The sequence below is a fragment of the Caballeronia sp. NCF2 genome (assembly GCF_023631205.1).
GTDB classification, from domain to species: Bacteria; Pseudomonadota; Gammaproteobacteria; order Burkholderiales; family Burkholderiaceae; genus Caballeronia; species Caballeronia zhejiangensis.
Genome location: NZ_JALQDN010000079.1, coordinates 1 through 24,811 on the forward strand (window position 1 = coordinate 1; position 24,811 = coordinate 24,811).

At 60.8% G+C, this 24,811-nt stretch carries 25 protein-coding genes; 10 read left to right on the forward strand and 15 right to left on the reverse strand.

Features of this window, described 5'->3' with window-relative positions:
- Positions 1-861: 861 nt before the first annotated feature.
- Positions 862-1,164 (reverse strand): superinfection immunity protein, encoded by a 303-nt coding sequence (locus tag NCS02_RS30640; protein WP_342346288.1) that lies wholly within the window; start codon positions 1,162-1,164, stop codon positions 862-864.
- Positions 1,165-1,343: 179 nt separating this feature from the next.
- Positions 1,344-1,940 (reverse strand): CBS domain-containing protein, encoded by a 597-nt coding sequence (locus NCS02_RS30645; protein ID WP_244808668.1) that lies wholly within the window; start codon positions 1,938-1,940, stop codon positions 1,344-1,346.
- 341 nt (positions 1,941-2,281) lie between these two features.
- Between NCS02_RS30645 and NCS02_RS30650 the strand changes: the two genes are divergently transcribed.
- The 3 genes from NCS02_RS30650 to NCS02_RS30660 all read left to right on the forward strand — a co-directional run bounded on the left by NCS02_RS30650 (position 2,282) and on the right by NCS02_RS30660 (position 4,587).
- Positions 2,282-2,467 (forward strand): hypothetical protein, encoded by a 186-nt coding sequence (locus tag NCS02_RS30650; protein ID WP_244808669.1) that lies wholly within the window; start codon positions 2,282-2,284, stop codon positions 2,465-2,467.
- Between the two features lie 311 nt (positions 2,468-2,778).
- The gene (locus tag NCS02_RS30655) at positions 2,779-3,702 is read left to right on the forward strand and encodes a hypothetical protein (protein WP_244808670.1); all 924 of its coding nucleotides are present in this window, start codon (positions 2,779-2,781) and stop codon (positions 3,700-3,702) included.
- 525 nt (positions 3,703-4,227) lie between these two features.
- Positions 4,228-4,587 carry a ParB/Srx family N-terminal domain-containing protein gene (locus NCS02_RS30660; protein WP_502800915.1) on the forward strand — a complete coding sequence of 120 codons (360 nt, stop codon included), beginning with the start codon at positions 4,228-4,230 and terminating at the stop codon, positions 4,585-4,587.
- A gap of 167 nt (positions 4,588-4,754) precedes the next feature.
- On the opposite strand, the gene NCS02_RS30665 is transcribed toward NCS02_RS30660, so the two are convergent.
- The 7 genes from NCS02_RS30665 to NCS02_RS30695 form a co-directional block, all read right to left on the reverse strand.
- Positions 4,755-5,459 (reverse strand): ABC transporter ATP-binding protein, encoded by a 705-nt coding sequence (locus NCS02_RS30665; RefSeq protein WP_250520594.1) that lies wholly within the window; start codon positions 5,457-5,459, stop codon positions 4,755-4,757.
- Between the two features lie 12 nt (positions 5,460-5,471).
- Positions 5,472-6,191, reverse strand: coding sequence for an ATP-binding cassette domain-containing protein (locus NCS02_RS30670; RefSeq protein WP_250520595.1), 720 nt, complete (start codon positions 6,189-6,191; stop codon positions 5,472-5,474).
- On the reverse strand, positions 6,188-7,300 hold the full coding sequence (locus NCS02_RS30675; protein WP_250520596.1) for a branched-chain amino acid ABC transporter permease: 1,113 nt from the start codon (positions 7,298-7,300) through the stop codon (positions 6,188-6,190). Before NCS02_RS30675 ends, NCS02_RS30670 begins: the two co-directional genes overlap by 4 nt.
- Positions 7,300-8,166 (reverse strand): branched-chain amino acid ABC transporter permease, encoded by an 867-nt coding sequence (locus NCS02_RS30680; RefSeq protein WP_250520597.1) that lies wholly within the window; start codon positions 8,164-8,166, stop codon positions 7,300-7,302. The genes NCS02_RS30675 and NCS02_RS30680 overlap by 1 nt, the downstream gene beginning before the upstream one ends.
- Before the next feature lie 34 nt (positions 8,167-8,200).
- Complete coding sequence (locus NCS02_RS30685) at positions 8,201-9,427, reverse strand: urea ABC transporter substrate-binding protein (RefSeq protein ID WP_250520598.1); 1,227 nt, start codon at positions 9,425-9,427, stop codon at positions 8,201-8,203.
- 59 nt (positions 9,428-9,486) lie between these two features.
- A complete protein-coding gene (locus NCS02_RS30690; protein WP_250520599.1) occupies positions 9,487-11,004 on the reverse strand; it encodes an amidase in 1,518 nt (505 codons plus the stop codon).
- Between the two features lie 204 nt (positions 11,005-11,208).
- On the reverse strand, positions 11,209-12,297 hold the full coding sequence (locus NCS02_RS30695; protein WP_250520600.1) for a substrate-binding domain-containing protein: 1,089 nt from the start codon (positions 12,295-12,297) through the stop codon (positions 11,209-11,211).
- A gap of 161 nt (positions 12,298-12,458) precedes the next feature.
- On the opposite strand from NCS02_RS30695, the gene NCS02_RS30700 reads away from it, so the two are divergent.
- On the forward strand, positions 12,459-12,893 hold the full coding sequence (locus NCS02_RS30700; protein ID WP_250520601.1) for a MarR family winged helix-turn-helix transcriptional regulator: 435 nt from the start codon (positions 12,459-12,461) through the stop codon (positions 12,891-12,893).
- 251 nt (positions 12,894-13,144) lie between these two features.
- Positions 13,145-13,441, forward strand: coding sequence for a hypothetical protein (locus NCS02_RS30705; RefSeq protein WP_250520602.1), 297 nt, complete (start codon positions 13,145-13,147; stop codon positions 13,439-13,441).
- A 208-nt stretch (positions 13,442-13,649) separates the two neighbouring features.
- Here the strand turns inward: NCS02_RS30705 and NCS02_RS30710 are convergent, their stop codons facing one another.
- The 6 genes from NCS02_RS30710 to NCS02_RS30735 all read right to left on the reverse strand — a co-directional run bounded on the left by NCS02_RS30710 (position 13,650) and on the right by NCS02_RS30735 (position 19,025).
- The gene (locus NCS02_RS30710; protein WP_250520603.1) at positions 13,650-14,423 is read right to left on the reverse strand and encodes a FadR/GntR family transcriptional regulator; all 774 of its coding nucleotides are present in this window, start codon (positions 14,421-14,423) and stop codon (positions 13,650-13,652) included.
- 175 nt (positions 14,424-14,598) lie between these two features.
- Positions 14,599-15,912: an MFS transporter gene (locus NCS02_RS30715; RefSeq protein ID WP_250520604.1), complete on the reverse strand. Its 1,314-nt coding sequence runs from the start codon at positions 15,910-15,912 to the stop codon at positions 14,599-14,601.
- 389 nt (positions 15,913-16,301) lie between these two features.
- Positions 16,302-16,616 carry a hypothetical protein gene (locus NCS02_RS30720; RefSeq protein ID WP_284504487.1) on the reverse strand — a complete coding sequence of 105 codons (315 nt, stop codon included), beginning with the start codon at positions 16,614-16,616 and terminating at the stop codon, positions 16,302-16,304.
- Between the two features lie 490 nt (positions 16,617-17,106).
- Positions 17,107-17,280, reverse strand: a complete 174-nt coding sequence (locus NCS02_RS30725; protein ID WP_250520605.1) for a hypothetical protein — start codon at positions 17,278-17,280, stop codon at positions 17,107-17,109.
- A gap of 21 nt (positions 17,281-17,301) precedes the next feature.
- Entirely contained in the window at positions 17,302-17,508 is a 207-nt protein-coding gene (locus NCS02_RS30730; RefSeq protein ID WP_350029917.1) for a DUF3717 domain-containing protein, read from the reverse strand.
- Positions 17,509-18,134: 626 nt separating this feature from the next.
- Positions 18,135-19,025 (reverse strand): LysR substrate-binding domain-containing protein, encoded by an 891-nt coding sequence (locus NCS02_RS30735; RefSeq protein ID WP_250520606.1) that lies wholly within the window; start codon positions 19,023-19,025, stop codon positions 18,135-18,137.
- Between the two features lie 98 nt (positions 19,026-19,123).
- Here NCS02_RS30735 and NCS02_RS30740 point away from each other — a divergent pair, with 98 nt between their 5' ends.
- The 5 genes from NCS02_RS30740 to NCS02_RS30760 are packed head-to-tail and all read left to right on the forward strand — an operon-like array spanning position 19,124 to position 24,810.
- Positions 19,124-20,017: an HpcH/HpaI aldolase/citrate lyase family protein gene (locus NCS02_RS30740; RefSeq protein WP_250520607.1), complete on the forward strand. Its 894-nt coding sequence runs from the start codon at positions 19,124-19,126 to the stop codon at positions 20,015-20,017.
- A gap of 14 nt (positions 20,018-20,031) precedes the next feature.
- Complete coding sequence (locus NCS02_RS30745; protein ID WP_250520608.1) at positions 20,032-21,222, forward strand: CaiB/BaiF CoA transferase family protein; 1,191 nt, start codon at positions 20,032-20,034, stop codon at positions 21,220-21,222.
- Positions 21,223-21,236: 14 nt separating this feature from the next.
- Positions 21,237-22,046, forward strand: coding sequence for an amidohydrolase family protein (locus tag NCS02_RS30750; protein ID WP_250520609.1), 810 nt, complete (start codon positions 21,237-21,239; stop codon positions 22,044-22,046).
- Between the two features lie 28 nt (positions 22,047-22,074).
- Entirely contained in the window at positions 22,075-23,439 is a 1,365-nt protein-coding gene (locus tag NCS02_RS30755) for a short-chain fatty acid transporter (RefSeq protein ID WP_250520610.1), read from the forward strand.
- Positions 23,440-23,463: 24 nt separating this feature from the next.
- Positions 23,464-24,810: a 2-hydroxycarboxylate transporter family protein gene (locus NCS02_RS30760; RefSeq protein ID WP_250520611.1), complete on the forward strand. Its 1,347-nt coding sequence runs from the start codon at positions 23,464-23,466 to the stop codon at positions 24,808-24,810.
- Position 24,811: the final 1 nt, after the last annotated feature.

Sequence of the window (24,811 nt, forward strand, 5' to 3'; positions counted from 1 at the left end):
GAAACGGCCGGTCACGTTGCCGAAATCGCCGGTCACGATCCCGAAACGGCCGGTCACCTTCGTCCGAAATACGCAGCTTACCGTGGCGCGACCGTAGCGGCGCGGCGACTCCCTGCTGCGTCAGCCGCAACTTCAAATCGCAGGCCATGACTGATGACCATGTGCTGGAGCTTGCTTATGCGAGGCGACCGCGGATACTTTCGTGTGGTGCTAATCTGCTCCGTCGCATGATCAATGCGCAATACTATTCTTTCGCTCGAATGTGGCCGGTCGATGACTTCCTCGACATTGTCCGCAGCAGCGGCGGCGGCTACGGCGCGCGTCAACCGGCCAATACTTCAGCCTACCTTGTTCGGCTTTGCCGGACATACGCTCAAAAAAGAGCCCACTCTCGAAGGGCGGGCCTAAAGTCCACGCTCCCCGAGAGAGACGGGAACGGAGCAGACGCCTTCGTGCTCGCAATCGTCGTGCCCATAGCTAAGGGCGGTCAAAAGGTCAACGCCGGCAGCAGGCGACGCAAAGTTGCGCATCTCTCGGAGCTCGGTCCACACACATAGTCGGCGCAGTAACGCCTAATCATGCGCCGGGCGAGTTTTAAACACCGGAACCCTTGGCGCCCGACGCGCGATACTGCGATGCTCCGTATTCCTTGCCTCCTTTTTTGCAGCCGGGTATCGATCTGCATCCCGGTTTCCTGGCGAAAGATTGCGCCGCAGGGTTGGAAGCGCTTGCCCTACGGTACTTGGAGAAGAGAACGACCGCGAAGCCTCGCAACATGACGACACTGGAGGGTTGGCGTCGATTGACATGCGATAAGTGCCCCACCTCCGTGCCGGGGCGCGTCCCTTTCTGTGCGGCGAGTTACCGGGAACGACTGCGAATGCGCGCGCGGGATACGAGTGAATCTATCGTGGCCTTCGCCTCTGCGCGCCGATTGTCAGATTCCATGTTTTTCAACCGGATCGGGCTGTCTGGGTGTAACGCCCAATAGAGCGCCGCGAACCAGCCTACAATCGTCCATCCCAGTAGCACGTTGAACAATGCGAGCGGAAGAACTGAATGTCGTTTGGTCCGATCCGCGAGGATCGCAGGCAGCAGGTAGACTGCAATGACCGCGACGGCCAGCAGGATTTCCCGAAGTAGTAAAAGTCTCATCATTTTCATCCACCCCGGCGGTGGCCTTTGCGCCTTGAGCGCGTCAAGTCAACGACGATGCGGACACTGAGCTATTGTGAAGAGCAATTGGACGTCTTCATTACTATGAACACACGGCACGACTAAAAAACGGAGCGCCGGCCATCAGCCAAGGTGTCCGGTTTGCGACCGTTTTCGATCACCGAGCTTCATCGCCCGCCGCAGACGGCCAAGAGCAGATCGGACTGAGTGAGCATTCCGACCAACTCCGCGTCATTGCGTACGACAGGAATGTGATGATGTCCGTTTGCCATGAAGCGCGGAATCACCTCGGAGATGGGTGTATCGACATCGACTGTACTGACGTCTGATTGCATGACCGTCTGAACCCGTTGCCCTTTGTCTTCTAACTCGCCGCCCGGCCGGTCTTCCTTGAGTTCAGAGGTAACGCGAAGGTCGCGCTTAGGCGGCGAAAAATCTTCCCGCGTAACGACACCGACAAGCCGCCCTTCGCGATCAGTCACAGGAAGCAGTTTATACCCCGTTTTATCCAGTAATGCGCGTGCCTGGTGAATGGTCGCATCTGCAGTGATGGTCGTTACGGGCGCGTGCATGACCTGTGCGCACCTCATGTCCAAAAGCATCCGGAAGCGTGCTTGCTGTTCCAGTTGCTCAAGAAGCGCATCACTCCGGCCTCTCGGATTCGGTGACGTGAAGGCGTTTCTGATGCGCGGATACCGGAAACGAAAGCGGAAAACCGCACTGTGGAGAAGCGCTCGCCATCTTGCAAAAATGAGGGTCGACATATTTACCTCGTACTCGTCGGCGTGTAGGCCGCTAATAGCGGTAACTGAATCCCAACTGTGGAGCGCCGGACCTCTTTCAGGCTGAGCGATACAGCGCCCGTCCGTCGCAGTGTCGTGACACGCGTGACGGCCATCGCTGCCATCCCACGACGAAGATCGTCTGCAGACCTGCGCACCCTTCAGAGGATTAGTCGCGTCAACTACGACAATATTGAACGCCCGGCCGTAGCTCGGTCGACATGGGGCGGTAAATATCAGCTGGGTCAACACGGCGATCCGTCTTCCACTCTTATATCACATCGTGATATATTTAGGTTGCGTCACAAAGAACAGGAGGGGCTATGTTGATTAACAGCGATTTCGAGATTGGCTACCTGATCGTCGTTTCTGCGCTGCTCGGTATCGTCCTTTTCGGCGCGCTCCTGAACGCCTTGCATCTCGACGGCTGGCACCCCAAGATTGTCAGCGCAGTGGTGGGCGCATTAATAGGTGTGGCGTTGATCGAAGCGGTACCGGCGATCACATAGCGAGCACAGCTTCTGACGCACTGGCGGCTTTGAAGGGCGCAAGCCGTCTTCGGACGGGCGGACGGATCGAACGCTCGTCGAAAGTAGTCGCAATGCGTTCAAGCCACTGGCGCGAACTTCTTTGCGGAAGCGTTCTGCCCGAGATGCTGAGCACAGATCGTTGTCGCGCCACTAGTAGCCGTCGCCGTCAACACGCTTGAGAGGCGGCACCTTCATTGCTGAACGCTTTGGCGGGGTTTCTGAGCTGCACGGTCGCGTAACGGTCTCAGCTTAGATAGTTTTTCGGGCCGAACTGCCTTGGGGCCAGCGCGATGCAAACTATCGACGTTGCGGAAACCGGATTCGAAATTGGTTGGGATTTCGCTCGATTTGGCCGTGCATTGGATCGCGCGTCCAGCGAACAGAGCCTACTGGCCGGATACCGGGCAGGTCGTGAGCATTTTCGCGTTCCGCAGCATTTGCCCGATCGCTTCGTGTCGAAATGGTTGCAACTTCGGCTCAACGCATTTCGACGCCGCCGGATTCTCGACCGGGAAGTCACTCCTGCCTACTTAAGAAAGATCGACTGCGCCATGTGTCCGATCACGCTGATCTCCATGACGCATGCCGCCTTGACCGAAAGCGACTGGTCGGTCGATAGGATCAACAATAACGGAGCCTATGCGCTCGGCAATCTCATGGTGATGTCCGTCAAAGCGAACCGAGCCAAGGGAGCAAAGAGCTTTGAAGAGGTCATTGAACTGGCGTCCACGAGGGCCGAAGGCGCAGTGCTCGGTCTTTCGAAGCGCGAGTGGGCACGCCTTGCTTGCGTAATGGTGGGCGCGACGAGTTGGAGCAGAGGTAGTCCCCCTCTTCTCCCGCTTCTCACTCGGCTTCCGGAGGATTCACGGGCGCCGTTGTACTTCGTTTTCCAGCAAATGCTCCTGCTTACAGCGCGTTGCGCGGCGGAGCGCAATCGGATCATGAAGGCACTGTGTAGATTGCACCCCTCCGGTGAGCGATCCGCTGTCTTGAGATGTGCAGTGGAAAGGCTGGCAGTGAACATGAGGGATGCCGCCTACCCGTACGACGCATTGGCTGACGAAGGCGTGCAGCGTCCGATGAGAAACTGGTTCACCACTGTGCCGTCAGCGAGCGTCCCCGGATTGCTCCAAGTTTGTTTCCACTACGGCGCCGGGCGATGCGAAACGACGCCTCCAGTTGCGTGGGCGCTAGAAACAAGCGGCCGCTTCTAACACCATTTGAAGACCCGCGGGACGCCGTCACTCGAAAAGTATCTGCCCAACAATAGATGGAAGGGCATCGACGATCCTCGTGTGAGTAAACGCGCCCGTGATACAGATCGAGCGCGCCGTAGCCGCTGCACCATGCGCACTGGCCTGTCTGATAACGACGGCGCAAGCGCACTGGTCGTCCCGGCGACATCGCGATGCGCCGCTATTATGAGCAAGGCGCGAGCAGGGCGAGTTATACCGCTGACGGACCTAACCGGCTGGTAAGCAGAATGATCATCAAACCGGGTTAGACAATGATGACTAATTTTTGACGAGCGCGCCACTCGGCCGCGTCAGCGCACGCCTCCGGACAATGTTGCCGACGCACAGTTGTTCCCACATGCCGATGCGACTGCAGAAGGATAACCGTGCCGAAAGCGTGGCGAGTGCCGTGTCCCTATGGCGCGAAGTTTGCGTCCCTGCATGCACAGGCGATCCGGACGCAAGTTGCTACCCAGCGGAACCCGGAGTACTAGATTGGAGGACATGATGAAGACGCTAAAAATCGATCAGCTCCGTCCAACCCAACTGACGCATGGCTTACGAGAAGTTTTGAAAAAAGCCGAGACTTATCGGAAGCTCAAGGGTCACGAACTTGAAATGGCCATCGCGGAGAAGCCTGTTCCGATTGTATATGGTCCGAGAGGCGACGCGTATGCCATCGACCACCACCATGTCGCGGCCGCGCTTTGGCGGGCGGACGTTAAGCGCGTTCCTGTCGTTCTTGTCCGAGACTTCTCGACGCTTTCGCCGGCCGAGTTCTGGCTCACGCTCGAGAACAATCGTTGGGCCTACCCCTACAACGCTCTCGGTCAGCGCATGACGTTCGTTGACGTCAACGCGTGAAGGCCGAGCGGCTTCTCCCGATATTGATTGCCGGTGCGCAGCCGATCGGCACTGAGCCCTTGCATGCAATCAGATCGCACGCCAGGTGCGCTTACTGCGCCACGTCGAAGGCGCTCCTCATCTGAAAGGACAGCCGCCCGCTGCAGACAATCGCTGTGCTTCGGGAGCTAGGCTGCGACGCCTGTATATTCGGCGATCTTGTCAACATCCAGCAGATGTTCGTGCGGAATTTCACCGACGAGCCGACCTCGCCGGATGACCAGCACGCGCTGCGACACGGCCGCAATGAAGTCGAGATTCTGCTCGACGAGCACGATGGTAAGGCCGCGCCTTTCGCGTAACGCGACGAGGGTTTCTCCGATCTCCTCGATGATAGAAGGCTGGATGCCTTCCGTCGGTTCGTCGAGCAGCAACAGCGACGGCTCCCCCGCGAGCGCACGCGCGAGTGCGAGCAATTGCTGCTCGCCGCCCGACAGCGATCCTCCGGCGCGGTCCAGCAAGGGCTTGAGACGCGGAAAGTCTTCGAGCAGCGCGCCCAGCGCATCGTCGGGCTTGCGGCCGGTCTTGACGAGTCCGAGCCGCAGATTGTCGTAGGCCGTGAGCGTCGGAAAAATCTCGCGCCCCTGCGGCACATAGGCCATGCCGCGCCAGGCACGTGCGTGCGGCGGCAGCCTGGTTATGTCCTCACCTTTGAACTTCAGCGTGCCCGCGGTCGCCGGCAACGCGCCGATCAGCGTGCGCAGCAGTGTCGTCTTGCCCATGCCGTTGTGCCCCAGGATGCCGACGGACTCCCCGCTGCCCGCCGTCAGCGTGACGTTGAAGAGCACCGGTATCGCACCGTATCCGGCGCACAGGCCTGTTGCATCGAGCATCGCGACTCCCCTTCAGTGCGGCTTTTTGCCGAGATAGATCTGCTGAATGAACGGATCGTTCATAATCCGCTCGGGCGTATCTTCGCGAACGATCGCGCCCTGATGCAGCACCGTCACCGTCTTGGCGATGCGTCGGATGAAACTCATGTCGTGCTCCACCACGACGAGCGCATGCCGCCGGTTGATTTCTAGGATGAGGTCCGCCGTGCGCGCAACTTCCGCATCGCTCATACCGGCAGCGGGTTCGTCGAGGAGAATGAGCGGCGGGTCCGCTGCAATGACGACGGCCAACTCCACCCACTGCCGTTCGCCGTGCGCCAGCAGCCCGGTAATCGCATCGCGATGCGACAGCATGCCGACGCGCTCCAAGACCTCGCGCGTTACACGTTCGGTTTGCCTGGGCGTATTCACGCGCCGCGCCGCGAGCCAGACGTTTTCCCATACGGACAGCCCGTTGAAGAGACTCGGCACCTGCGTCTTGATGCCGATGCCGAGACGCGCCGGCTCGTGCGGCTGCATGCCCGCGATATTGTTGCCGCGAAAGAGAATCTCTCCCGATGTCGGTCTGACCTGACCCGTCAGCAGCTTGAAGAACGTGCTCTTTCCTGCGCCGTTCGGGCCGATAACGCAGCGCAGTTCCGCTTCCGCCAGCGAGAAGTTGATATCGCGCGTCGCATGGACACCGCCAAAGCGGACATTCAGTTGCCGCGTTTCTAGCAGGGGCGTCGTCATGCGGCTCCCTTGTGCGTCTCGCGCTGCTCGTTCGCCTCACGCGCCGTGTTCGACGCGGTCCGCTTGCGCCGTGCCGCACCGAACAGCTTCATGCCGATATCGCCGATGCTGGGGACAATGCCCTTGGGCACCATCAGCACGAACACGACGAGGATCGCGCCGAGCACCAGATTGGAGTTGACGGTCTGCTGCGTGCCGATCTGCGTGGTGAGCCATTGGATGGCCACGCATCCGACAACCGGCCCGACGAGCGTGCCCAGCCCGCCGACGATCACCCAGATGATGATCTGCGCAGACTGCGCGAGTCCAAAGATGCCTGGACTCGTGAATGCCCCCCAGTTCGCAAAGAGACACCCCGCCAGGCCGGCGATGGCCGCGCCCAGCACGAAGGTGAAGAGCTTGTAGAGGCGTGAGTCGTAGCCGAGCAGCAAGAGCCGCTGTTCGTTCTCCTTGCTCGCCACGATCACCCGCCCGATCTTGAACGCGATCAGTACGCGCAACAGCAGGTACACCCCGAGCAGCGCGCCGAGCGACAATTCGAACAGGCCGCGCGGGCTGATGACATCGTCGATATTGCCGGGCGTGTTGAGCGGTGCAATGTTCGGAATGCCGTTGAAACCGCCGAGCGGCGCGTTGCCGATCTTCCATTCGGGACCGGCGGTCGAATTAATCACGTTGAAGAGAATCAGCGTGACGGTGAGCGTGATGACGCCCATGTACACGTCCGACAGACGCCCGTAGAAAATCAGATAGCCGAGCACCGCCGCGAACGCCGCAGGCAGCATGATCGCAAGCATGAACGGCACGGTGCTGTCGCCCATGTTCGTCACGGCGATGGCATACGTATAGGCGCCGAGACCGAAGAACGCCGACTGGCCAAAGCACAGGATGCCCCCGAAGCCCCACACGAAGCCGAGGCTCAGTGCGAGGATCGCCATGACGGCGTAGACCGTGGCCTGAACGAGCGAGAAGTCATCGAGCACGCGCGGCAACACGATCAGCATGACGAGGCCGATAGCGAGCGAAACCGCAGCGCTCTTCCACGACTTGGAGAAACGCGAGAGCGCGTCGTGCACGGGGATGGCGCGGCTTGCCTTAACGGGCATCATTACAACGCTCCCTTGAAGAAGCGGCCGGTGATACCGCGTGGCAGCAGCCGCAGCATGACGATTGCGCCGATGAGCAACGCCACTTCACCGAACACAGGAGTTGAAGCGAACGTCGCGATCTGGTTGATGGCACCGAACAGCGCCGACGAACTGACGAGTCCAGCCACGATCGCCGGGCCGCCGCCGATCACCGTAATGAACGCTTTCGCCACGAAGGCGCCGCCCATCGTGGGGACCACACCGGTCATAGGCGCGAGCAGGCCGCCCGCGAGACCCGACAACGCCGCGCCGACAGCGAAGGTGATCGAGTACACGCGGCCCGGCGCGATGCCGAGCGCATCGGCCATTTGCGGGTTCTGCATGGTGCCCCGCGCGATAAGCCCGAGGGACGTATGCAGCAGCACGCCACGCAGCGCCACGCCAATCAAAACCGCCACCGTGATGATGACCAGCGTATAACTGCTGACCGAATAGCTTCCGATGGCGAAGTTACCGAGCGGCGCGGAGATGCCCGCCGTTGTGTTGCCAGCGATTGACGTGACGATGCCGATGAGCAGCAACGAGAGGCCCCATGTCGCGAGCATGGTGTCGATCATGCGGCCATACAGACGCCGGATGACCACGCGCTCCAGTATTACCCCGATGATCGCGACCACGCACGGCGCGACGACGAGAATCGCGATCCACAGATTCACCCCAAACCGGATCGCCGCGATCGCAGCGTAGGCGCCCAGCATCATGAATTCGCCATGCGCCAGATTGATCACCTTCATCATGCCGAAGATGACCGCGAGGCCCGACGAGATCACGACTAGGCTTGCTACCGCATAAAGCACTTGTATCAGGATGATAGCGATCAGATCCATCGTCGCCCCTCTGAATGACGGCGCACGGCGCGCCTCACAGTTTGATCACATACTGCTGGTTGTCGCGCGGGTTCTTGATGAGATTGCATACCGCGCTCGTGTCGACCGGCGGCTGATTCTGGAACGTCTGCACGATCTCGAGCTTGTGATTCTTTACCTGCGCGATGCTGACATTGAGCACGCAATGATGTGTGGCCGGATCGATGGACACCTTTCCGCTCGGCGCATCGATGCTGATACCGGATTCGAGCGCCTCAATAACCTTCGTGCGTTCGATGGCGCCCGCCTTCTTGACACCCTGCGCCCAGAGATTGAAGCCCTGATACGTGCCCATCGCAAGCTCGGTGATGTTCGGGTAGTTCGCACCGAAGCGCTTGTGAAAGCGCTCCTTGAATGCCCTGTTGACCGGGTTGTCGAGGTTTTCGAAGTAGTTGTATGACACGAGGAAGCCGTCGCATTCCTCCGGCGACAGAATGATCTGCTCGTTGCCGCCGGCGAAGGTCGTCGAGGCGAGCGGAATCTTCTTGTGCAAGCCTGCCGCCGCCCATTGCCGGTAGAACGAGACATGCGACCCGCCGACGAGCGCGGACACGAGCATGTCTGGCTTGGCCGCTTCGATCTTGGAGATGGTCGAGCCGAAGTTGGTGACATCGAGCGGAAAGAAGTCGATGGACGTCACCGAGCCGCCGTTGTCCTGAACGAACTTCTTCACCCATTGCGAAGTAATCTGCCCATAATTGTAGTCGGCCGCGACGACGTAGACTTTCTTGCCCCACTGCTTCATTGCATAGGGAATCAGCTTGGCGACGGTCTGCCCCGGCGTGACGCCCGTGCAGAACGTATTCCGGTCGCACACGCCGCCTTCGTATTGCGTGTTGTAGAAATAGAGCGTGCGATAACGGTCCAGCACCGGCCGCATGACTTCTCGGGAAGCGGACGTGATGCCGCCATGCACGACCGCAACCTTGTCTTTCAGCGCCGACTGCTGCGCGAACTGTGTGTAAAGCTGCATGCTCGACTGCGGATCGTAGTTGAGCAGCTTGATCTGCTTGCCGAGCAGACCGCCCTGCGCATTCCATTCCTCGACGGCGATACTCAGGCAATCCGCCATTGGCTTGCCGTAGATGTCGAGACCACCCGACTGATCGGTGATGCCGCCGACGAGGATTTCGTCGGCGGCTTCGGCGATGAACGGGAACAATCCCGCCATGCCCGCGGTTACCGATGCCGCGGACGACTTCAGAAACGAACGTCGGTCCATATTGAGTTCCGAAAAGAGAGGCGAGAGAAAGCGCGGAGCATTCCGTTCACAGCGATGATTCAGAGCTTCATCCAGTCGACGGATTGCTCGAATGCGTAGGCGCCGCGATAGATCGTGGCTTCGTCCCAGTGCTTGCCAACCAGCATCATGCCGACGGGCAGGCCATCCACCATGCCGCATGGCACACTCATGGCGGGATGGCCGGTGCAATCGAAGGGACACGTGTTCGGCAGCATCTCGAACGCGCGCGCGATGACCTCTTCCACGCTCGCGCCCGGCTTCGGCAGCGGCGTGGCGACGAGCGGAAGCGTGGGCATCAACAGAAGATCGCAGTCGGCGAAGGCGGCGTCGTACGCTGCTTGGAGCTGACGCGACAGGTTCTGCGACTTCGCATAGAAATGACCGCGATAATGTTGGATGAAGTACTCGCCGAGCACCATCGTGATTTTGAGCGTTTCCGACAGTTCGTCCGCGCGCTCGCGCCATCCGGCGTGATAATCGACCAAGCCGGTCACGTACAGACCCTTCCAGTTGAAGCCGTGGCCGTTGTTCTTCATCATCTGCTGCGTGGCGCCCTCGGCAGCGATAGGCATCCAGATCGCCGGGCCGATCCGATGCATCGGTATTGAAACCTCGCTGACCTTCGCGCCGAGTTCGGCGAGATGATCGGCAGCAGCGCGCACCTTCGCGTCCGACACTTCGAGCGATTGCGGCCAGCCGAAACCTTCCTTCACCACGCCGATGCGCAGGCCGCGAACGCCTTCCTTCATCAGCTCCGAATAAGGCTTCGCGACCTGCCCCGCATGCTGACGCGGATCCAGCCCATCGGGGCCGGCCAGCACTTCCAGCATCAGCGCGTTGTCAGTCACGTTGGCGGTCATCGGCCCGGTGTGATCGATCGTCAGTTCGATCGGCATGACGCCCGTGTAAGGCACGAGGCCATGCGTGGCCTTCATGCCGTAGATGCCGCAATACGAAGCAGGCATTCGAATCGAGCCGCCCTGATCGCCGCCGATGGCGAGGTCGACTTCGCCGGAGGCCACGAGCGCTGCGCTGCCCGATGACGATCCGCCCGCCGAGTAACCTATCTTGCGCGGGTTGTGCACCGGTGTCGGCGAACTGGTATGCGAGCCGCCCGAGAAGCAGAAGTATTCGCACGTCGCCTTCCCGACGATAGTCGCGCCAGCATCGAGCAGGCGCGTGACGATGGTGGCGTCGACATCGGGCACGTAGCCTTCGAGCGTGGATGCGCCGTTCATCATCGGCACGCCCGCGAGGCACACGTTGTCCTTAAGCGCTACGGACTTGCCCGCGAGCTTGCCGGTCGGCGCGCCCTTGACTTCGGTCTTCACATACCACGCGCCGTAGCGATTCTCCTCGGCCGAGGGGCGGTAGCCAGGCGTGCGCGGATACGTCACGCGCGGAAGGTAGTCCGGGAGGGAATCGATCACATCGTAGGCGTCGAAATTCGCCTGCAACAGCGTGTGATAAGTGGCGAGTTGCTCCTCGGACAGATGCATGCCGAGACTGGAGGCGACTTGGTCAAGCTGGGCCGGCGTGGGACGTTTCACTGCCATGACTCTTCCTCACTCGAACGGATTCATAACGGACGCGCGCCTGTGCTCCCGTGTTCAAGCGACGCGCGTCGAAGGTAACCGGGGTGCGCCGCAAGGCAAGGCCCCGATCTGCGAACCATGGTAGGAACACATATTTTCCACGTCAACTATTTATTTTCCGTGGAAACTAGATGGGAACATGAAGACACATCGGCGTCGATCGCCTCACATCCGCGAGATCACTTCGAAATGGTGTCCTTCTGCACGCGCAAGATAGATCGGTACGCGATTCACGCGGCCGCCTGCATAAGCCGCATCCCGCGCGCTGCGGTACGCCAGCGGCGCGATGCCGAATTGCGCGAGACCGGCATCGCAAGAGAGGCGACGGCGCTTTGCATCGTCGATGAGCGCAGCAAGAAAATGCACCCCCTCATAAGTGGACTGGCCGAAGGTGTCAAGCGTCGGCGCGCGTGCGCCGTAGCGCCCGCGATAGCGCTCCTTGAAAGCGAGATTCGCATCGGTTCGCAACGACGCAAAATAACCCGATGCAACATAAAGCGAAGCTGTGTTGCGCGCGCCTATACCGAGCAGTTCGTTCTCGCCCAGTGCACACGAGAGACGCAGGATGCTCCCCGCCAGACCTGCTTCGCCGAACGCGCGGTTGAACTCGATCGTATCCTGACCGATCAGCGACAGCAGTACCGCATCCGCACGATGCTTACGGATCGTGTCGAGAATCTCGCTGTAATCGCCCGTGCCAAACGGCACGAGGCGCTCGCCAACGACCCGGCCGCCCGCATCGTCGACGATGCGATGCGCGAGCCGATGCGTCGCGCGTGGCCACACATAATCGTTGCCGACAAAGAACCAGCGCTTCGGCCGGTGCCGCGCATGCAGCCAGTGAATGGCTGGATGAAGCTGCCGGCCCGTGGTCTCGCCGATGGCGAATACACCCGGCGTGCGCTCGCCTCCTTCGTACAGCGGCGTATAGACGAATGGGAGCTGGCCGGCGACGGCCCTGATGAGATCGAGCCGCACCGCGCTCGTGTGCATGCCGACCAGGGCGTCGATAGCATCGTCTGCGATCAGCGCGTCGAGCGCGGACTGAAGATCGCGTGCGTCGTCGCCCGCGTTGATGGTGAGCAGCCGGCAGGGGCGCCCTGCAATGCCCGCTGCGGCGTTGAGTTCGTCCACGGCGAGTTGCGCCGATGCAAGCGCGCAAGGTCCCCACAAACCGGCGGAACCGCCCAGGGGGACGCACAATGCGATGGTCAACTCCTGCCTGGAGCGGCAGAGCCGGTTGCGATGCTTCATCGAATGGTCCGCCGCCGGGTCGAGATGGTTCGGAATGCACCAAAGCATGGCGCGCACGCACCATCACTTGCCGGAGCCGACGTCTCCGGTGCACCGATACTTTCCGAAGAAAATTTAATTGGGTAAGATTTGATTCGTTCGCCCTAGCCAAAGCATCTACCATGCCGGAATCCGATCTGTCTTCTTACCTCGCCTGGCTCATCGCGTCCGCGCACCGGCAGATGAAGTTGGGCCTCGCACAACTCACCGCTGAGGAGGGCGTCAATGAAGAGCACTGGCGTATCCTGCACGCGGTGTCGGATGAAGCCGGCCATTCGATGAGCGAGCTCGCCGAACTTGTACTGATGAACCTGCCCGCGCTCACTAAGAATGTAGACAAGCTCGTAAGTCGTGGACTCGTGCTGCGCGCCGCCGACGACGCCGACAGCCGCAAGGTGCTCGTCTACATCACGGACCGGGGCATCACGTTACTGGACCGCCTTCAACCCGGCGTGGACGCGCATCATGCCGCAATCGAGGACGCGCTCGGCCAGCGCAACGCCAAACAACTGAAGCGCCTGCTCGAGCGATTCATTGAAGAGACGCGACCGCGCTGATCATGCACATCTGGCCGAGTATCCGGCCCGTCTAGACCGCCTATGTCATCGCCATCAAGCAGTAAGGATCGGCCAAAATGAGTACCCGATACCGTGTCATTCGTGAGCCGATCGCAGACGGTCTGGTAATCGCACACACCTCGTTAGAGGCCAACAGCGGTGCCAAAGCTCCTCTATCCGTTCGCATTTTCGTTCGACCACGACCTGAGCGGCGACGACTCCGCAATGATTGTGTTGAAGAAGCTGTATCGATGAAGCTCAATGTTGGCGGCGGATTCATCGCTGCTGATTTCGCCTACTCAGTTCATAGCGCGAATCGCATCGGCAACGCCAATATCCAGGGCTCGAGGCTCACCGGCAACGGCGAAGACCGCTTCCGGGTGTGGCTGCGAAAAGTTGGCGATTTCCAGCGGGTGCAAGCCCTTCCGCCGCAGTTTCACGAGTGGTTCGTCGGTAACCACGCGTGGAATTTGGTACTGGCAGGGCTCCACTCGGTCGCGGCGGACGTTGAACAGGTCCTATCAGGTCGCAGAGTTGATGTTTTTTGAGGCCCTCACACGTCTCGTAGGTTTGCAATGTGGACTTTGCTGAGGCGATGTCAAAGGAGAGCTCGACGGTCGTTCGCAGCTCGACACGTGCTCGAACTCATTGCGCCGCGTGCCTTACTAGAGCGGAGGCTTTTTAATCTGTTCGTGTTGCAGAGCTTGGTTCAAGAGCCTTATTTCGAGCAGGCTCCAACGCCGTCATACCCGCTGGTTAGACAGCATGCGCCTTTCGCTTAGGGCTATCACCCGCTTTTTGCGGGTGCTTACGTTTTCCCTCCGATTCGCTGTTTGGATGTGCAGTATCCGCCGACATCGCGAAGAGATTTCGAAAATAGACGTCAACGCCCTTGATGTGCTGCCGAAGGAGGGCCTCGCCAGCATCTGCATCGCGAGCAGCGATTGCCGCGAGGAGCTTGCGATGATCGCTAATTGAATTCCGTCGGTGTTCATCCGCCGAGAAATAGATCTCGCGCCTTTTCCTGGACATCAGATAGAAGACGTTCACAAAGCGAACGAATACCTCGTTTTGGGTCGCAGAAACGATAGCTAAATGAAAGTCCGCATCGAGTGCTGCAAGCGCTTTATGATCGCCTCGGGCATCGGCGCAACGCTTCACAATGCTCGACAGCCGTTCGAGATCGGAGTCTGTTCGACGCTCACACGCTAGTCTTACTGCCTGGACTTCCAGAAGACGTCGCAGCTCTACCGCCTGAATTACCTCATCGGGCATCAGAGGCGCATCGGCTTCGGCGAAAAGAACCATTGCTTCAATACTGCGTTCAGCGGACCCCTCCCGCAGATAGATTCCCGACTTGGGCCGCGCATCGATAACGCGGAGCGTGTCGAGCCGAATTAATGCTTCCCGCAGCGCGCCTCTGCTCATACCAAACAGCTCGACCATTTCACGTTCGGAGGGCAGCTTGTCACCCGGCTCGAAACCGCGCTCTTGAATGAGGCGCACCAATTGTCGGACATTTTCCAGCATTCATTCACCAAGTTCTTTGAACGCAGACTCCCGCCGCTGTATCGAGACGGCGGGGACTAACAAGGTGATTTTACATCTGGTCAAACCAGAAAACCAGAGGTCGGCCTTAGCAGCGCGTTCGGTCAAAAAAGGCAGCATTTTCATGCGGTGGACTGGCCCGATCGCCGCGACTACTCTACGTGACGTGCAAGACGTCGCGAGGCAATATCGGATCCGCGAGAAATTCGTCCACGATCTGGCGATCACGTCCTGATCGAAACAGGAGCAAGAAGACCAGTGCGCACACCATGGTTGCGACGGCGGAACAGATTATCGCTGGAGTATATGACCTGAACCATTGAAACGAATAACCCATGGTTAAGGGCGACACAATCCCACCAAGAAGTCCCAGAGAATTCATGATCGAGCAGACAACGCTCGCGCCGCTCTGGCCACCAATTTCCGGCGCCATCGCCCACATCGGACCCAAGATGGACATCACAAAGGCGTAACCAAGTGACATGGCGGTCACAGAAAGGTAGAGGTTCTTTGCACTTACGGCGAGAAACAAACAGACAGTGCCGAACAACAAGCCGCTAAATATGACTCGTCGCGTCGCATTCTCAATAGTCCTCCCGCGTTCAACAAGCCGCCTGACAAGCCAACCCGCACCCACAACCGAAACGATCGCAAATAGGTACGGTTGCGCCGCTAAGACGCCCATTTTGGACATCGACATCTGGTAGGTATCGGTGAGATAAGTTGGATACCAAGAGAGGAAGAGAAAATTAATCAGGTTTAGCCCGAAGCAGGACAGAGCACAAGCCCACACCGAAGGCCTCGTCGCAAGCAGCCTCCAGAAGCCCGGAGGAAGAGAGGCGTTCACTCCCACGAGCCTATCGTGATAAATCCAGTCAAGCTCATTCTTCGACACTCTAGAGTCATTATCTGGGTCATCTTGCAGATAGAACCATATCCACGTGCCCAACGCCGCGGCCATCAGTCCGGTTGCAACGAAAGCAGCTTGCCAGTGTGCCTTTACGATGATGGCGGACACAAGAGGCGGCGCAACAGCGGAGCCGATTACAAGACCGAGGTTCTGAATGGACGACACTTGAGGGTACTCGATCCGCGGGAACCACTTACTCATAAGGAAGGCAAGTGCGGGCCAACTGACGGCCTCCGCGGCGCCAAAAGGTATGCGAAAACCCAGCCAACTCCCGAAGGTTGTTGCTGTCGTCGTCGCCACCAGCAAGATACACCACAGCCACATGAAGAAAAAAAAGCATCGACGTGGCCCGAGTAGATTGGCCACAAACGCTGCTGGAACTTGGGCGGCCGCATAAGCGAAAGTGAAAGCGCTAAGAATGAAACCCATCTCGCCGGAGGTAAAGTGCATTTGAGCTCGAATTACCGGCGCGGCAACAGCCAAGTTCGCGCGATCTAGATAGCTGACCGCCGCGATCAGAAACATCAACCCCATTACCTTCCATCTGAATTTGGATTCCACGCTGTCTCCCGTCGGTTTAACCTCGCGCAGTGTCGAAGCCCGCGACTCGATAGTCGGCGTCGATCTGCTTGTACCAGATTCTAAATAGATTCGACGGTGACGGTCAACCGCCGAAACCGCCGCTCCCGGGTGTTTTCGGCTTGAAGCATGGCTTTGAGGGCCCCGGGGAGCCGGAAAATGATGCGTCACGGAGATGCTTGTTTGGCCCGACCAGAAAGTGGGTAGGCGGCCGCTCCACCGGCACCGGGCGAAGCACGCATCGAAACAATCTAGAGCTGGACCACTGCTTCTCCACGGCTCAACCTCGTAACTGGCTCAGTGCACGGCGCGAGTTGGCGATCGACCCGCCGTCCTGGGTCGCCAGTGTCGCAGCCATGCACGGCGATGCGTCAAGATGACCGGTACATTGCTGCTTCGTTGTCAGGCTGGTACCTGAATCCGACCCGGGGACGTTCACGGCCCTGCTTCTGACGGTCGCCTGGAGCCGGCGGTCGCGGGAGAGGAGGATTTTGCGCGACCTCCGGATCGCCGGAGCCGGTGGTCGCGGCGGTGGAGGATTTTGCGCCATCCGCCCGCCGCGCCTCATACAGCGCTTGATAGCGGCGAATCGTCTTGCGATCGATACCCGTGAGCTCGTGGATCCTGTGCTGGCTCACGCCGCGCTCAAGCAGCGTGAATATCGCGCTTTGCAGATGCTGCTTCAAGACATTCACTCCCGAGTCTCCTTCTTCTCTGAAGGAGACGACAATAACTGTCCTGCAGCACCGCTAATGACCGCTCAGCCGGCGGTCGTTAACTGGGGGATTTTGAAGTGACCATACATGGGGGAATTTGACCGACCGTCGGGGCTTCTGACCGCGCCCGAACTTGCCAGCGTCTGTTCTACTTTGAACAACGACAGTCCCGACCATTATCCATGCACGGCTGCCCGCAATACGGGCAAGAGGTTGGGCGAGGCGATCTACCACGGGATGCCGTCGATGCCTAGCCCCAGAGACGCAACCTCTGCATCCCGGGCGGCGGCTAACTCAGCCAAATTCTCGGGCCTCAACGCGCATTCGAGGATTCCCGCGTCAATGCAGAAATGCTCGCTGATTGCCTCGCATGCATGTACAAGCGCGAACGACACTTGCTTTTCCTCGTCTAAGCCTTTGCGCTTAGGGCAGAAATAGCCCGCGTACAGAACGTCGCCGATTATCTCCGTTGCAACCAGTCGTTAAGGTCTTCTTCGAACGCTCGCGTGTCGCTGCTGGCTGAAGCAAACATGCGCAGCGCGTCCGCCTTCGATACCTCTCGCGAATAGATCTCGACGCGTCCACCGCCGGCCACCGCGTCGACCCACACAACGGCGCTATTGGCGTTTAACATGTTTGCGCCTCCTCGACGGGATCAAAAAAGTTCCTTCTGGGCGAGCGCCAGACCTATCGCTTCATTTTGTTTTGGCGTCAGGTTTCTCGCTTCGACGCGCTCTCGTTGATAGTAGATCATCGTCCCATACACGTCCGCCAGTACTCTCGCTCGTGGGCAGACAGCGAAGTCATCCGTCGCCGCCTGCCGCGATCGCCAGTAGTTGATGGCGTTCTCAATATCAGTGATCGTGTATTAAATCATCCTAATAGTTGCCGTTGCTCTAAGATCCGGATGAAATTCCTCTTCGTCGGGTCTTGTCGCCCGAGCCTCGACGAGCGCATCGCATTTTGCCGGTTCAGCGTGAGAGCAACGGCTTTGACAGAGGGCTGGGCGACACCGTGCTAGTGCTTTACTTCCCCTTCCAACTCTAGGGCCAGTTCCGCCGCCAACGCCGCCTGCAAGTTGCCGTGCTTTTCACGGAATGCTTCGGCGCCGGCTAGCATTTCCGGATGGTCCTTAAGGAACGAAGCCAGTTCCGCGTCTCTCGCGGAACTGAGCGCGGCGACGTTCGCAGGTTCAAGCGCGCGGTCCAACGTCGCGGCGTCGACGCCGAAATGCTCGCTGATAGCAGCGACCGCGTGGACAATCGGGAACGCTACATCCTCGTGCGCTTCTTTGCAACCCTCGACGAAGAAGTAGCCTGCGCAGAGCAGGTCGCCCTTGACCTCCCGCGCGACCCACGAGGCAAGATCGTCCTCAATTGCTCAGCCCCTCTCCAGCGCCGAGTTCAAACTGCAAGTCTCAACGATCGTCAAAGCGAAGGCAACGACGGACGGTGCGCGGACAACACAATCAATAACGGTCCGTATCCGCTACTTCCCCAGCGTCAGACTGTCCGCGACCGCCTCATCCGCGCACCGCAACAAGCCCATGATCAGCCGCGCTCGCGGTGACGCCCGTTGCCACACGACGCCAAAACGGCGAGCTTCCGTCTGAACGGGCAGCGCGAGCCGCGCGATGGAAAGCGCCGAAGTCATCGGCGAGACGATATCCGGCACGAGCGACACGCCCAGCCCGCGATCGACCATCATCGCGATCGCCATCAGTGCGTTTAGCTCGAATAACTCGCGCGGCACGATGCGCGCCGCTTTCAAGTACAGGTCAGCCTGCTTGCCGCCGCCGAGCGTCCGGTCATAACGGATGTACGGCTCGCGCCGCAGCAGTTCATGCGGATCTTCGTGCGCAAGCCGCGCGGGCGCCAGCACGACCAGCGGCTCCTCACGCAGCAGATGCCAGTCGTAGGCCTTCGGCAGCGCGAACGCGGGATGCAGGCAGATCGCGACATCGAGATCGCCGCGCTGCAGCGTGTCGTAAAGCTCCATCGAGGTGCCCGCGCGAATCAGCAGCTTCGCGCGCGGAAACTCGCGAGCGAAATTGGCGAGCACATCTGGCAGCAGGCTCAATAGCGCCGTTGTAATGGTGCCAATGCGCAATTCGCCCATCGCTTCCCCTTCCAGCGCCCGTGCCTTCAGATCCGCGAAATTGGCCACCAGGCCGCGCGCGCGCTCGATCACGCGGTCCCCTGCCTCGGTCGGAATGACCGTGCGGCCGGAGCGCACGAAAAGCGCGATGCCAAGCTCGCGTTCGAGCGCCGACATTTGCTGCGCGATGGCCGCCGGCGTCACGCCGACGCGGCGCGCGGCTTCCGCCATGGATCCGGTATCGACGACGAGCAGCAGATTGGACAAAAACGCTGTATCCATCGGATACCTTTTCTTAACGTTGAAGATAGCCGCACATAGTTTATCTAAAACGTTCGCGTCCGTAGACTGGTCGGCATATCAAATAATCAGGGAGACATATGCGAAGCAAGCTTTTCGTGCCGGCCTCGCGTCCGGAACTGTTCGCCAAGGCGCTCGCGAGCGCCGCCGACGCCCTTTCCTTCGATCTCGAAGACGCCGTCTCGCCAGAGCGCAAGCCGCAGGCGCGCGCCGATTTGCGCGTGTTACTCGCCACCGACGACGCACTCGCGAGCGACAAGACGCTCATCGTGCGCGTCAACGCGCTCTCGACGCCGCATTTCGCTGCCGATATCGATGCCGTTGCGCGCAACGGCGTGTCGCTGATCAATCTGCCGAAGCCCGAGCATGCGGACGACGTGCTCGCGGCCGCCGCCGCCCTCGATGCCGCCGAGCGCGCGAACGGCGTCACCACGCCGATCGGCCTCTTGCTCAATGTGGAGTCGCCGCGCGCGCTGCGCATCGCGGCGGAACTCGCGCTTGCGCACCCGCGCGTCGCCGGTTTGCAGCTCGGTCTCGGCGATCTCTTCGAGCCGCTTTCAATCGCGCGCCGCGAAACGGCCGCGATCCAGCAGGCGATGTTCGCGCTGCGCATCGCGGCGGGTGAAGCGAACGTCTTCGCCTACGACACCGCCTTCGCCAACATCAAGGACAGCGACGGCTTTCGCGCCGAGGCGCAGATGGCGCGCGCGTTCGGTTTCATCGGCAAGAGCTGCATTCATCCGAGCCAAATCGCCATCGCCAACGACGTGTTCCGGCCATCCGATGACGACATCGCGCATGCGGTGCGCGTGGTCGAAGCCGCGCGCGATGCGGATGCCAACGGCATCGGCGCATATGTCGTCGATGGAAAGATGATCGATCCGCCCTTCGTCGAGCGGGCCCGTGCACTGGTCGCGGACGCAGCGCGGCTCGGGCTGCTTTCGGAAGCACAGCGCGCTTCGGCGAACATTTGACAGGAGAAGGTTTCATGGAACAGAACGCCGGACGCGGCGGGCCGCTTTCGGGCGTGCGCGTGCTCGACCTGAGCGCCTATATCGCCGGGCCTTATGGCTGCACGCTGCTTGCGGATCAGGGCGCGGAAGTCATCAAGATCGAACCGCCCGCAGGAGACAACCTGCGCAAATATCCGTCGACGCTCGAAGCGGAAAGCCGTGCGTTTCTCGGCGTGAATCGCGGAAAGCGCGGGCTCGTGCTCGATCTCAAGCAGACGGAAGGTCTGGACGTGCTGGTCGCGCTCGTAAAAGAAACCGATGTGCTCGTGCATAACTTCCGGCCGAGCGTGCCGGCGCGGCTCGGCATTGCCTACGAGCAGTTGCGCGAGATCAACCCGCGCCTCATCTACTGCGCGGTGACGGGCTATGGCGAAACGGGTCCGAACAAGGACAAAGCGGGCTACGACCAGGTGCTGCAAACCATGACGGGCATATGCACGCTGCAAGGTCCGGTCGGCGGTCCGCCCGAGGTCGTCTATGGCTCCGTCGTCGATTACTACGCGGCGGCGCTGGTCGCATCAAGTGTGTCGTCGGCGCTGTTCGCGCGCGAGAAAACGGGCGCAGGGCAATACGTCGGCGTGTCGCTGCTGCGCAGCGCGCTCGCGATGCAATCGGCGCGCATGATCTGGGCCGACAGCGAAACGAAGAACGTCGGCCGAGACATGCGTTCCGGCGGCATCACCGGCATTCACCCGACGCGTGAGGGCTACCTCTACATCTCCGCGAACACGCCGCAATTCTGGAAGTCGCTGTGCGCGCTGACCGGTCTCGACGCGCTCGCCAGGGACGAACGCTACGACAGCGTGCGCAAGCGCGCCGTGCATCGCGACGAGATCGTGCCGAAGCTGCACGCGGCGCTTGCCCAGCGCACGGCGCTCGAATGGGAAGCGCATTTCGGCGATGCCGTGCCGTGCGCCGCCGCGCGCAGCGTCGAGGACATGTTCGACGATCCGCAAGTGCTTGCCGAAGACATGGTCTCGCGCTTCGACTGTCCGGGCGTGGGCGCGTATCGCGGATTCAAGCACCCGGCGTGCTTTTCCGCGACGCCGCTGCCCGAACCGTTCGCTGCGCCCGCTTTCGGCCAGCATACCGATGCGTTGCTGCGCGAAGCCGGCCTAGGCGACGATGCCATCGAAGCGCTGCGTGCGAAGCGCGCGGCGCTCTGAGCGGAGCCTTGGCGATGAAATGCGATTCTCACATTCACATCTATGACCGCGCGTTCCTGAAGCCGGGCGAGCACCCGGTCTTCGTCGAGAATGCCGACGTCGCCGCGTATCGCAAGGTACAGGCGAAAATCGGCACCGAACGCGTGGTGATCGTCACGCCGCGCGTGTACGGCACAGACAATGCCGTGACCGTTGACGCCATCCGTCAACTCGGCATCGAAAACGCGCGCGGTGTCGCGGTGCTCAATCCCGATGTCACCGACGACGAACTGGATGCGTTAAACGAGGGCGGCATTCGCGGCATCCGCTTCACGCTCTACACAGCGAAGAACGCGGCGGTCGGCTTCGACATGGTGGAACCGCTGGCCGCGCGCGTCGCGGAACTCGGCTGGCATGTGCAGCTTCACTGGACAGCGGAGCAGATCGTCGATCACGAGGCGCTCGTGCATCGTCTTCCCGCGGAGATGGTCTTCGATCATCGCGCGCGCCTGCCGACGCAAGACGGCGTGCAGCATGCAGCGTTCGACATCGTGCGCCGTCTCGCCGATGCGGGGCGCGCGTGGATCAAGCTCTCCGGTCCTTACCTCGACTCGTCGTTAGGTATGGGAAGCCGCTACGCCGACATCACGCCGATGGCTCGCGCCTGGGTGCATGCTGTGTCCGAGCGCCTCGTGTGGGGCAGCGATTGGCCGCACGTGACGGAGAGGCACAAGCCCGACGACGCGTTCCTGCTCGACCTGCTCGCCGAATGGGCCGAGGACGAGGCGACGCGCGAGCGCATTCTCGTGACCAATCCCGCCGTCCTTTACGGCTTCGCAATCTAAAAGAAAAAAGACATTCTGGAGACACCGCATGAAACCCGCCGCCGCGCCGACACCCGTGCGCAAGACGCGCTTCGCGGAAGCAATCATCCGCCTCTTCGAGCGCACCATTCCCGACCCGTTCGTGCTCGCGATCCTGATCACCGCGATCGTCGCCGTGCTGTCGTTGATCTTCGCGCCGCATGCTTCGGTGCCGAAATTGATCGGCGGCTGGTACAAGGGCTTCTTCGACATCTTCACGTTCGCGTTTCAGATGACGCTCGTGCTCGTCACGGGTCATGCGTTCGCGCACGCTCCGCCGGTGCAGCGCATGTTCCGCGCGCTGGTGTCCGTCGCGCGCACGCCCGCGCAGGCTGGCGCACTCACTTTCGTGCTCGTCGCGCTGACCTCGTTCTTCAACTGGGGCATGGGTCTCGTCGTCGCCGCCTTGCTCGCGCGCGAAGTGGCGAAGCGCATCCGAGTGGATTTCGCGTGGAACGTCGCGGCGGGCTTTTCGGGCTGGGTCGTGTGGGCGAGCGGCATTTCGAGTTCCATCGCGCTCGCGCAATCGACGCCGGGCAGCTCGATGAATGTGGTGCAGAAGCTGACGGGCGCCGTGCTGCCCTTCGGCGAAACCGTATTCACGCGCTTCAACCTCGTGCCGACGCTCGTCATGCTGATTGCCATACCCTTCGCGCTCGCCTGGCTCAGGCCGCGCGACGAAGTTGCCGTCGTACTCTACAACAAGCAGCATCCGGACACACCGCTGCGCAAGAAGCCCGACGGCAAACTGAGCTTCGCGCGCTGGATCGAGCATTCGTGGATTGGCAGCGCGTTTATCGGTGCGGTCGGCATTGCGCTGATCGTGTTGACGCATTTTCAGCACATCGCGTTTTCAGGCGTGAATGTGGTGATCTTCGTGATGTTCATCGCCGGTGTGATTCTGCACGGCTATCCGCTCGCCTATGCGGACGCGATCAAGAACGCCGCGAAGCTGACGGGCTCGATGATGCTTCAGTACCCGCTCTACGGCGCCATCATGGGCATGATGGACGTGACCGGCCTGCCCGATGTGATCTCGCACTTCTTCATTGCGATCTCGAATGCGCACACGCTGCCGTTCTGGAGCTACGTGTGCTCGGTCATCGTCACGTTCTTCATCCCGAGCGGAGGCGGACACTGGGCCGTGCAGGGGCCGTTCGTCGTGCCCGCAGCCGTCGCGCTGCACGCCTCCGTTCCCGCGACGACGATGGCTGTCGCGATGGGCGAACAGGTATCCAATATGATGCAGCCGTTCTGGGCCGCGCCCGTCGTCGCGATGGCGGGCGTCGGCGTGCAGCGCGTCCTCGGCTTCACGGTGATGACTTTCGCGGTCGGTGCGATCGTGTACGGCGCAGCCTTGCTGATCTTCATCTGAAGCGCGATGATCGGAGACGAACCGATGAGATCCGCTTCCCGCCCACTCGACGAAGACCAGAAAGACACCGAGAGCACGGGCCTGAAAGCGCGCTGGTGGCGCGTTTTCGATGTGCGCATCGGCGCGCTTCCGCTACCGGTCTATGCGGTGCTTATCGCCGTGCTTGCCGCGATGAGCGCGCACGGCAAGCTCGCCTCCGATCTGCCCACGGGCATCGCGCTCGTGACGGTGGGCGGTTTCACCTGCGCCGAGCTTGCAAAGCGCATTCCGTGGATCCGGCATATCGGGGCGACGTCGATCTTCGCGGCCTTCCTGCCTTCAATGCTGGTCTATTACCAGCTCATGCCCGCGCCGGTCACGAAGGCCGTGACGACCTTCACGAAGCAGTCGAACTTTCTGTATCTGTTCATCGCCGCGATCATCGTCGGCAGCGTGCTGAGCATGGACCGGCAGACGCTCGTGAAGGGCTTCGTGCGCATTTTCGTGCCTGTGGCGAGCGGCTCCGTGGCGGCCGCTGTCGTCGGAACGGCTATTGGCATGCTGCTCGGGCTCGACGTGAAACACGCGCTTTTCATGGTCGTCGTGCCGATCATGGCGGGCGGCATGGGCGAAGGCGCGTTGCCGCTCTCGGCAGGATACGCGCAGATTCTCGGCGTTGAGCAAGGGCCGCTGTTCGCGCAGGTACTCTCCGCGGTGATGCTCGGCAATATCGCGGCCATCGGCTGCGCGGGCGTGCTGAACTATCTCGGCGCGCGGCGTCCGCATCTCACGGGCAAGGGACGTCTCACCGTGGCGCAAGCTCGCGACGACATGACGGACGCGCAGTCGCCGTCGTTCGAGTTCGACGTGAGCTCGGTCGCCGCCGCGGGCGCCACCGCCATCGCGCTGTATCTGGTCGGCGTCCTGAGTCATCAGTATTTCGACTGGCCGACGCCCGTGGTGATGCTCGTGCTCGTCGTCGCCGCACAGTATTTCCAGCTTGTGTCGCCGCGCGTGCGAGGCGGAGCGCGCTTCATGTACGGCTTCTTCTCGACCGCCGTCACCTATCCGCTCATGTTCGCGATCAGCGTCGCCATGACGCCGTGGGGAGAAATCGTTACCGCGTTTCATTGGGTCAACATCGTGACGGCCGTATCGACGGTGCTCACGCTCACTCTGACGGGCTTTCTTGTCGCGCGCCGCCTGGGGCTGTATCCGGTCGAAGCCGCCATCGTCAACGCGACGCATAGCGGACTGGGCGGCACCGGCGACGTGGCGATTCTGACCGCCGCCAATCGCATGGAACTGATGCCGTTCGTGCAGATCGCGACGCGCATCGGCGGCGCGATTACGGTCATGATCGCGCTTGCGGCTTTCGCGTGGCTGCGCTGAG

What these genes read in the sequence shown, in the direction of transcription:
- NCS02_RS30640 (WP_342346288.1), bottom strand. Translation starts at nt 1,164, where the DNA reads ATGAAAATGATGAGACTTTTACTACTTCGGGAAATCCTGCTGGCCGTC.
- NCS02_RS30645 (WP_244808668.1), bottom strand. Translation starts at nt 1,940, where the DNA reads ATGTCGACCCTCATTTTTGCAAGATGGCGAGCGCTTCTCCACAGTGCG.
- NCS02_RS30650 (WP_244808669.1), top strand. Translation starts at nt 2,282, where the DNA reads ATGTTGATTAACAGCGATTTCGAGATTGGCTACCTGATCGTCGTTTCT.
- NCS02_RS30655 (WP_244808670.1), top strand. Translation starts at nt 2,779, where the DNA reads ATGCAAACTATCGACGTTGCGGAAACCGGATTCGAAATTGGTTGGGAT.
- NCS02_RS30660 (WP_502800915.1), top strand. Translation starts at nt 4,228, where the DNA reads ATGATGAAGACGCTAAAAATCGATCAGCTCCGTCCAACCCAACTGACG.
- NCS02_RS30665 (WP_250520594.1), bottom strand. Translation starts at nt 5,459, where the DNA reads ATGCTCGATGCAACAGGCCTGTGCGCCGGATACGGTGCGATACCGGTG.
- NCS02_RS30670 (WP_250520595.1), bottom strand. Translation starts at nt 6,191, where the DNA reads ATGACGACGCCCCTGCTAGAAACGCGGCAACTGAATGTCCGCTTTGGC.
- NCS02_RS30675 (WP_250520596.1), bottom strand. Translation starts at nt 7,300, where the DNA reads ATGATGCCCGTTAAGGCAAGCCGCGCCATCCCCGTGCACGACGCGCTC.
- NCS02_RS30680 (WP_250520597.1), bottom strand. Translation starts at nt 8,166, where the DNA reads ATGGATCTGATCGCTATCATCCTGATACAAGTGCTTTATGCGGTAGCA.
- NCS02_RS30685 (WP_250520598.1), bottom strand. Translation starts at nt 9,427, where the DNA reads ATGGACCGACGTTCGTTTCTGAAGTCGTCCGCGGCATCGGTAACCGCG.
- NCS02_RS30690 (WP_250520599.1), bottom strand. Translation starts at nt 11,004, where the DNA reads ATGGCAGTGAAACGTCCCACGCCGGCCCAGCTTGACCAAGTCGCCTCC.
- NCS02_RS30695 (WP_250520600.1), bottom strand. Translation starts at nt 12,297, where the DNA reads ATGAAGCATCGCAACCGGCTCTGCCGCTCCAGGCAGGAGTTGACCATC.
- NCS02_RS30700 (WP_250520601.1), top strand. Translation starts at nt 12,459, where the DNA reads ATGCCGGAATCCGATCTGTCTTCTTACCTCGCCTGGCTCATCGCGTCC.
- NCS02_RS30705 (WP_250520602.1), top strand. Translation starts at nt 13,145, where the DNA reads ATGAAGCTCAATGTTGGCGGCGGATTCATCGCTGCTGATTTCGCCTAC.
- NCS02_RS30710 (WP_250520603.1), bottom strand. Translation starts at nt 14,423, where the DNA reads ATGCTGGAAAATGTCCGACAATTGGTGCGCCTCATTCAAGAGCGCGGT.
- NCS02_RS30725 (WP_250520605.1), bottom strand. Translation starts at nt 17,280, where the DNA reads ATGTTAAACGCCAATAGCGCCGTTGTGTGGGTCGACGCGGTGGCCGGC.
- NCS02_RS30735 (WP_250520606.1), bottom strand. Translation starts at nt 19,025, where the DNA reads ATGGATACAGCGTTTTTGTCCAATCTGCTGCTCGTCGTCGATACCGGA.
- NCS02_RS30740 (WP_250520607.1), top strand. Translation starts at nt 19,124, where the DNA reads ATGCGAAGCAAGCTTTTCGTGCCGGCCTCGCGTCCGGAACTGTTCGCC.
- NCS02_RS30745 (WP_250520608.1), top strand. Translation starts at nt 20,032, where the DNA reads ATGGAACAGAACGCCGGACGCGGCGGGCCGCTTTCGGGCGTGCGCGTG.
- NCS02_RS30750 (WP_250520609.1), top strand. Translation starts at nt 21,237, where the DNA reads ATGAAATGCGATTCTCACATTCACATCTATGACCGCGCGTTCCTGAAG.
- NCS02_RS30755 (WP_250520610.1), top strand. Translation starts at nt 22,075, where the DNA reads ATGAAACCCGCCGCCGCGCCGACACCCGTGCGCAAGACGCGCTTCGCG.
- NCS02_RS30760 (WP_250520611.1), top strand. Translation starts at nt 23,464, where the DNA reads ATGAGATCCGCTTCCCGCCCACTCGACGAAGACCAGAAAGACACCGAG.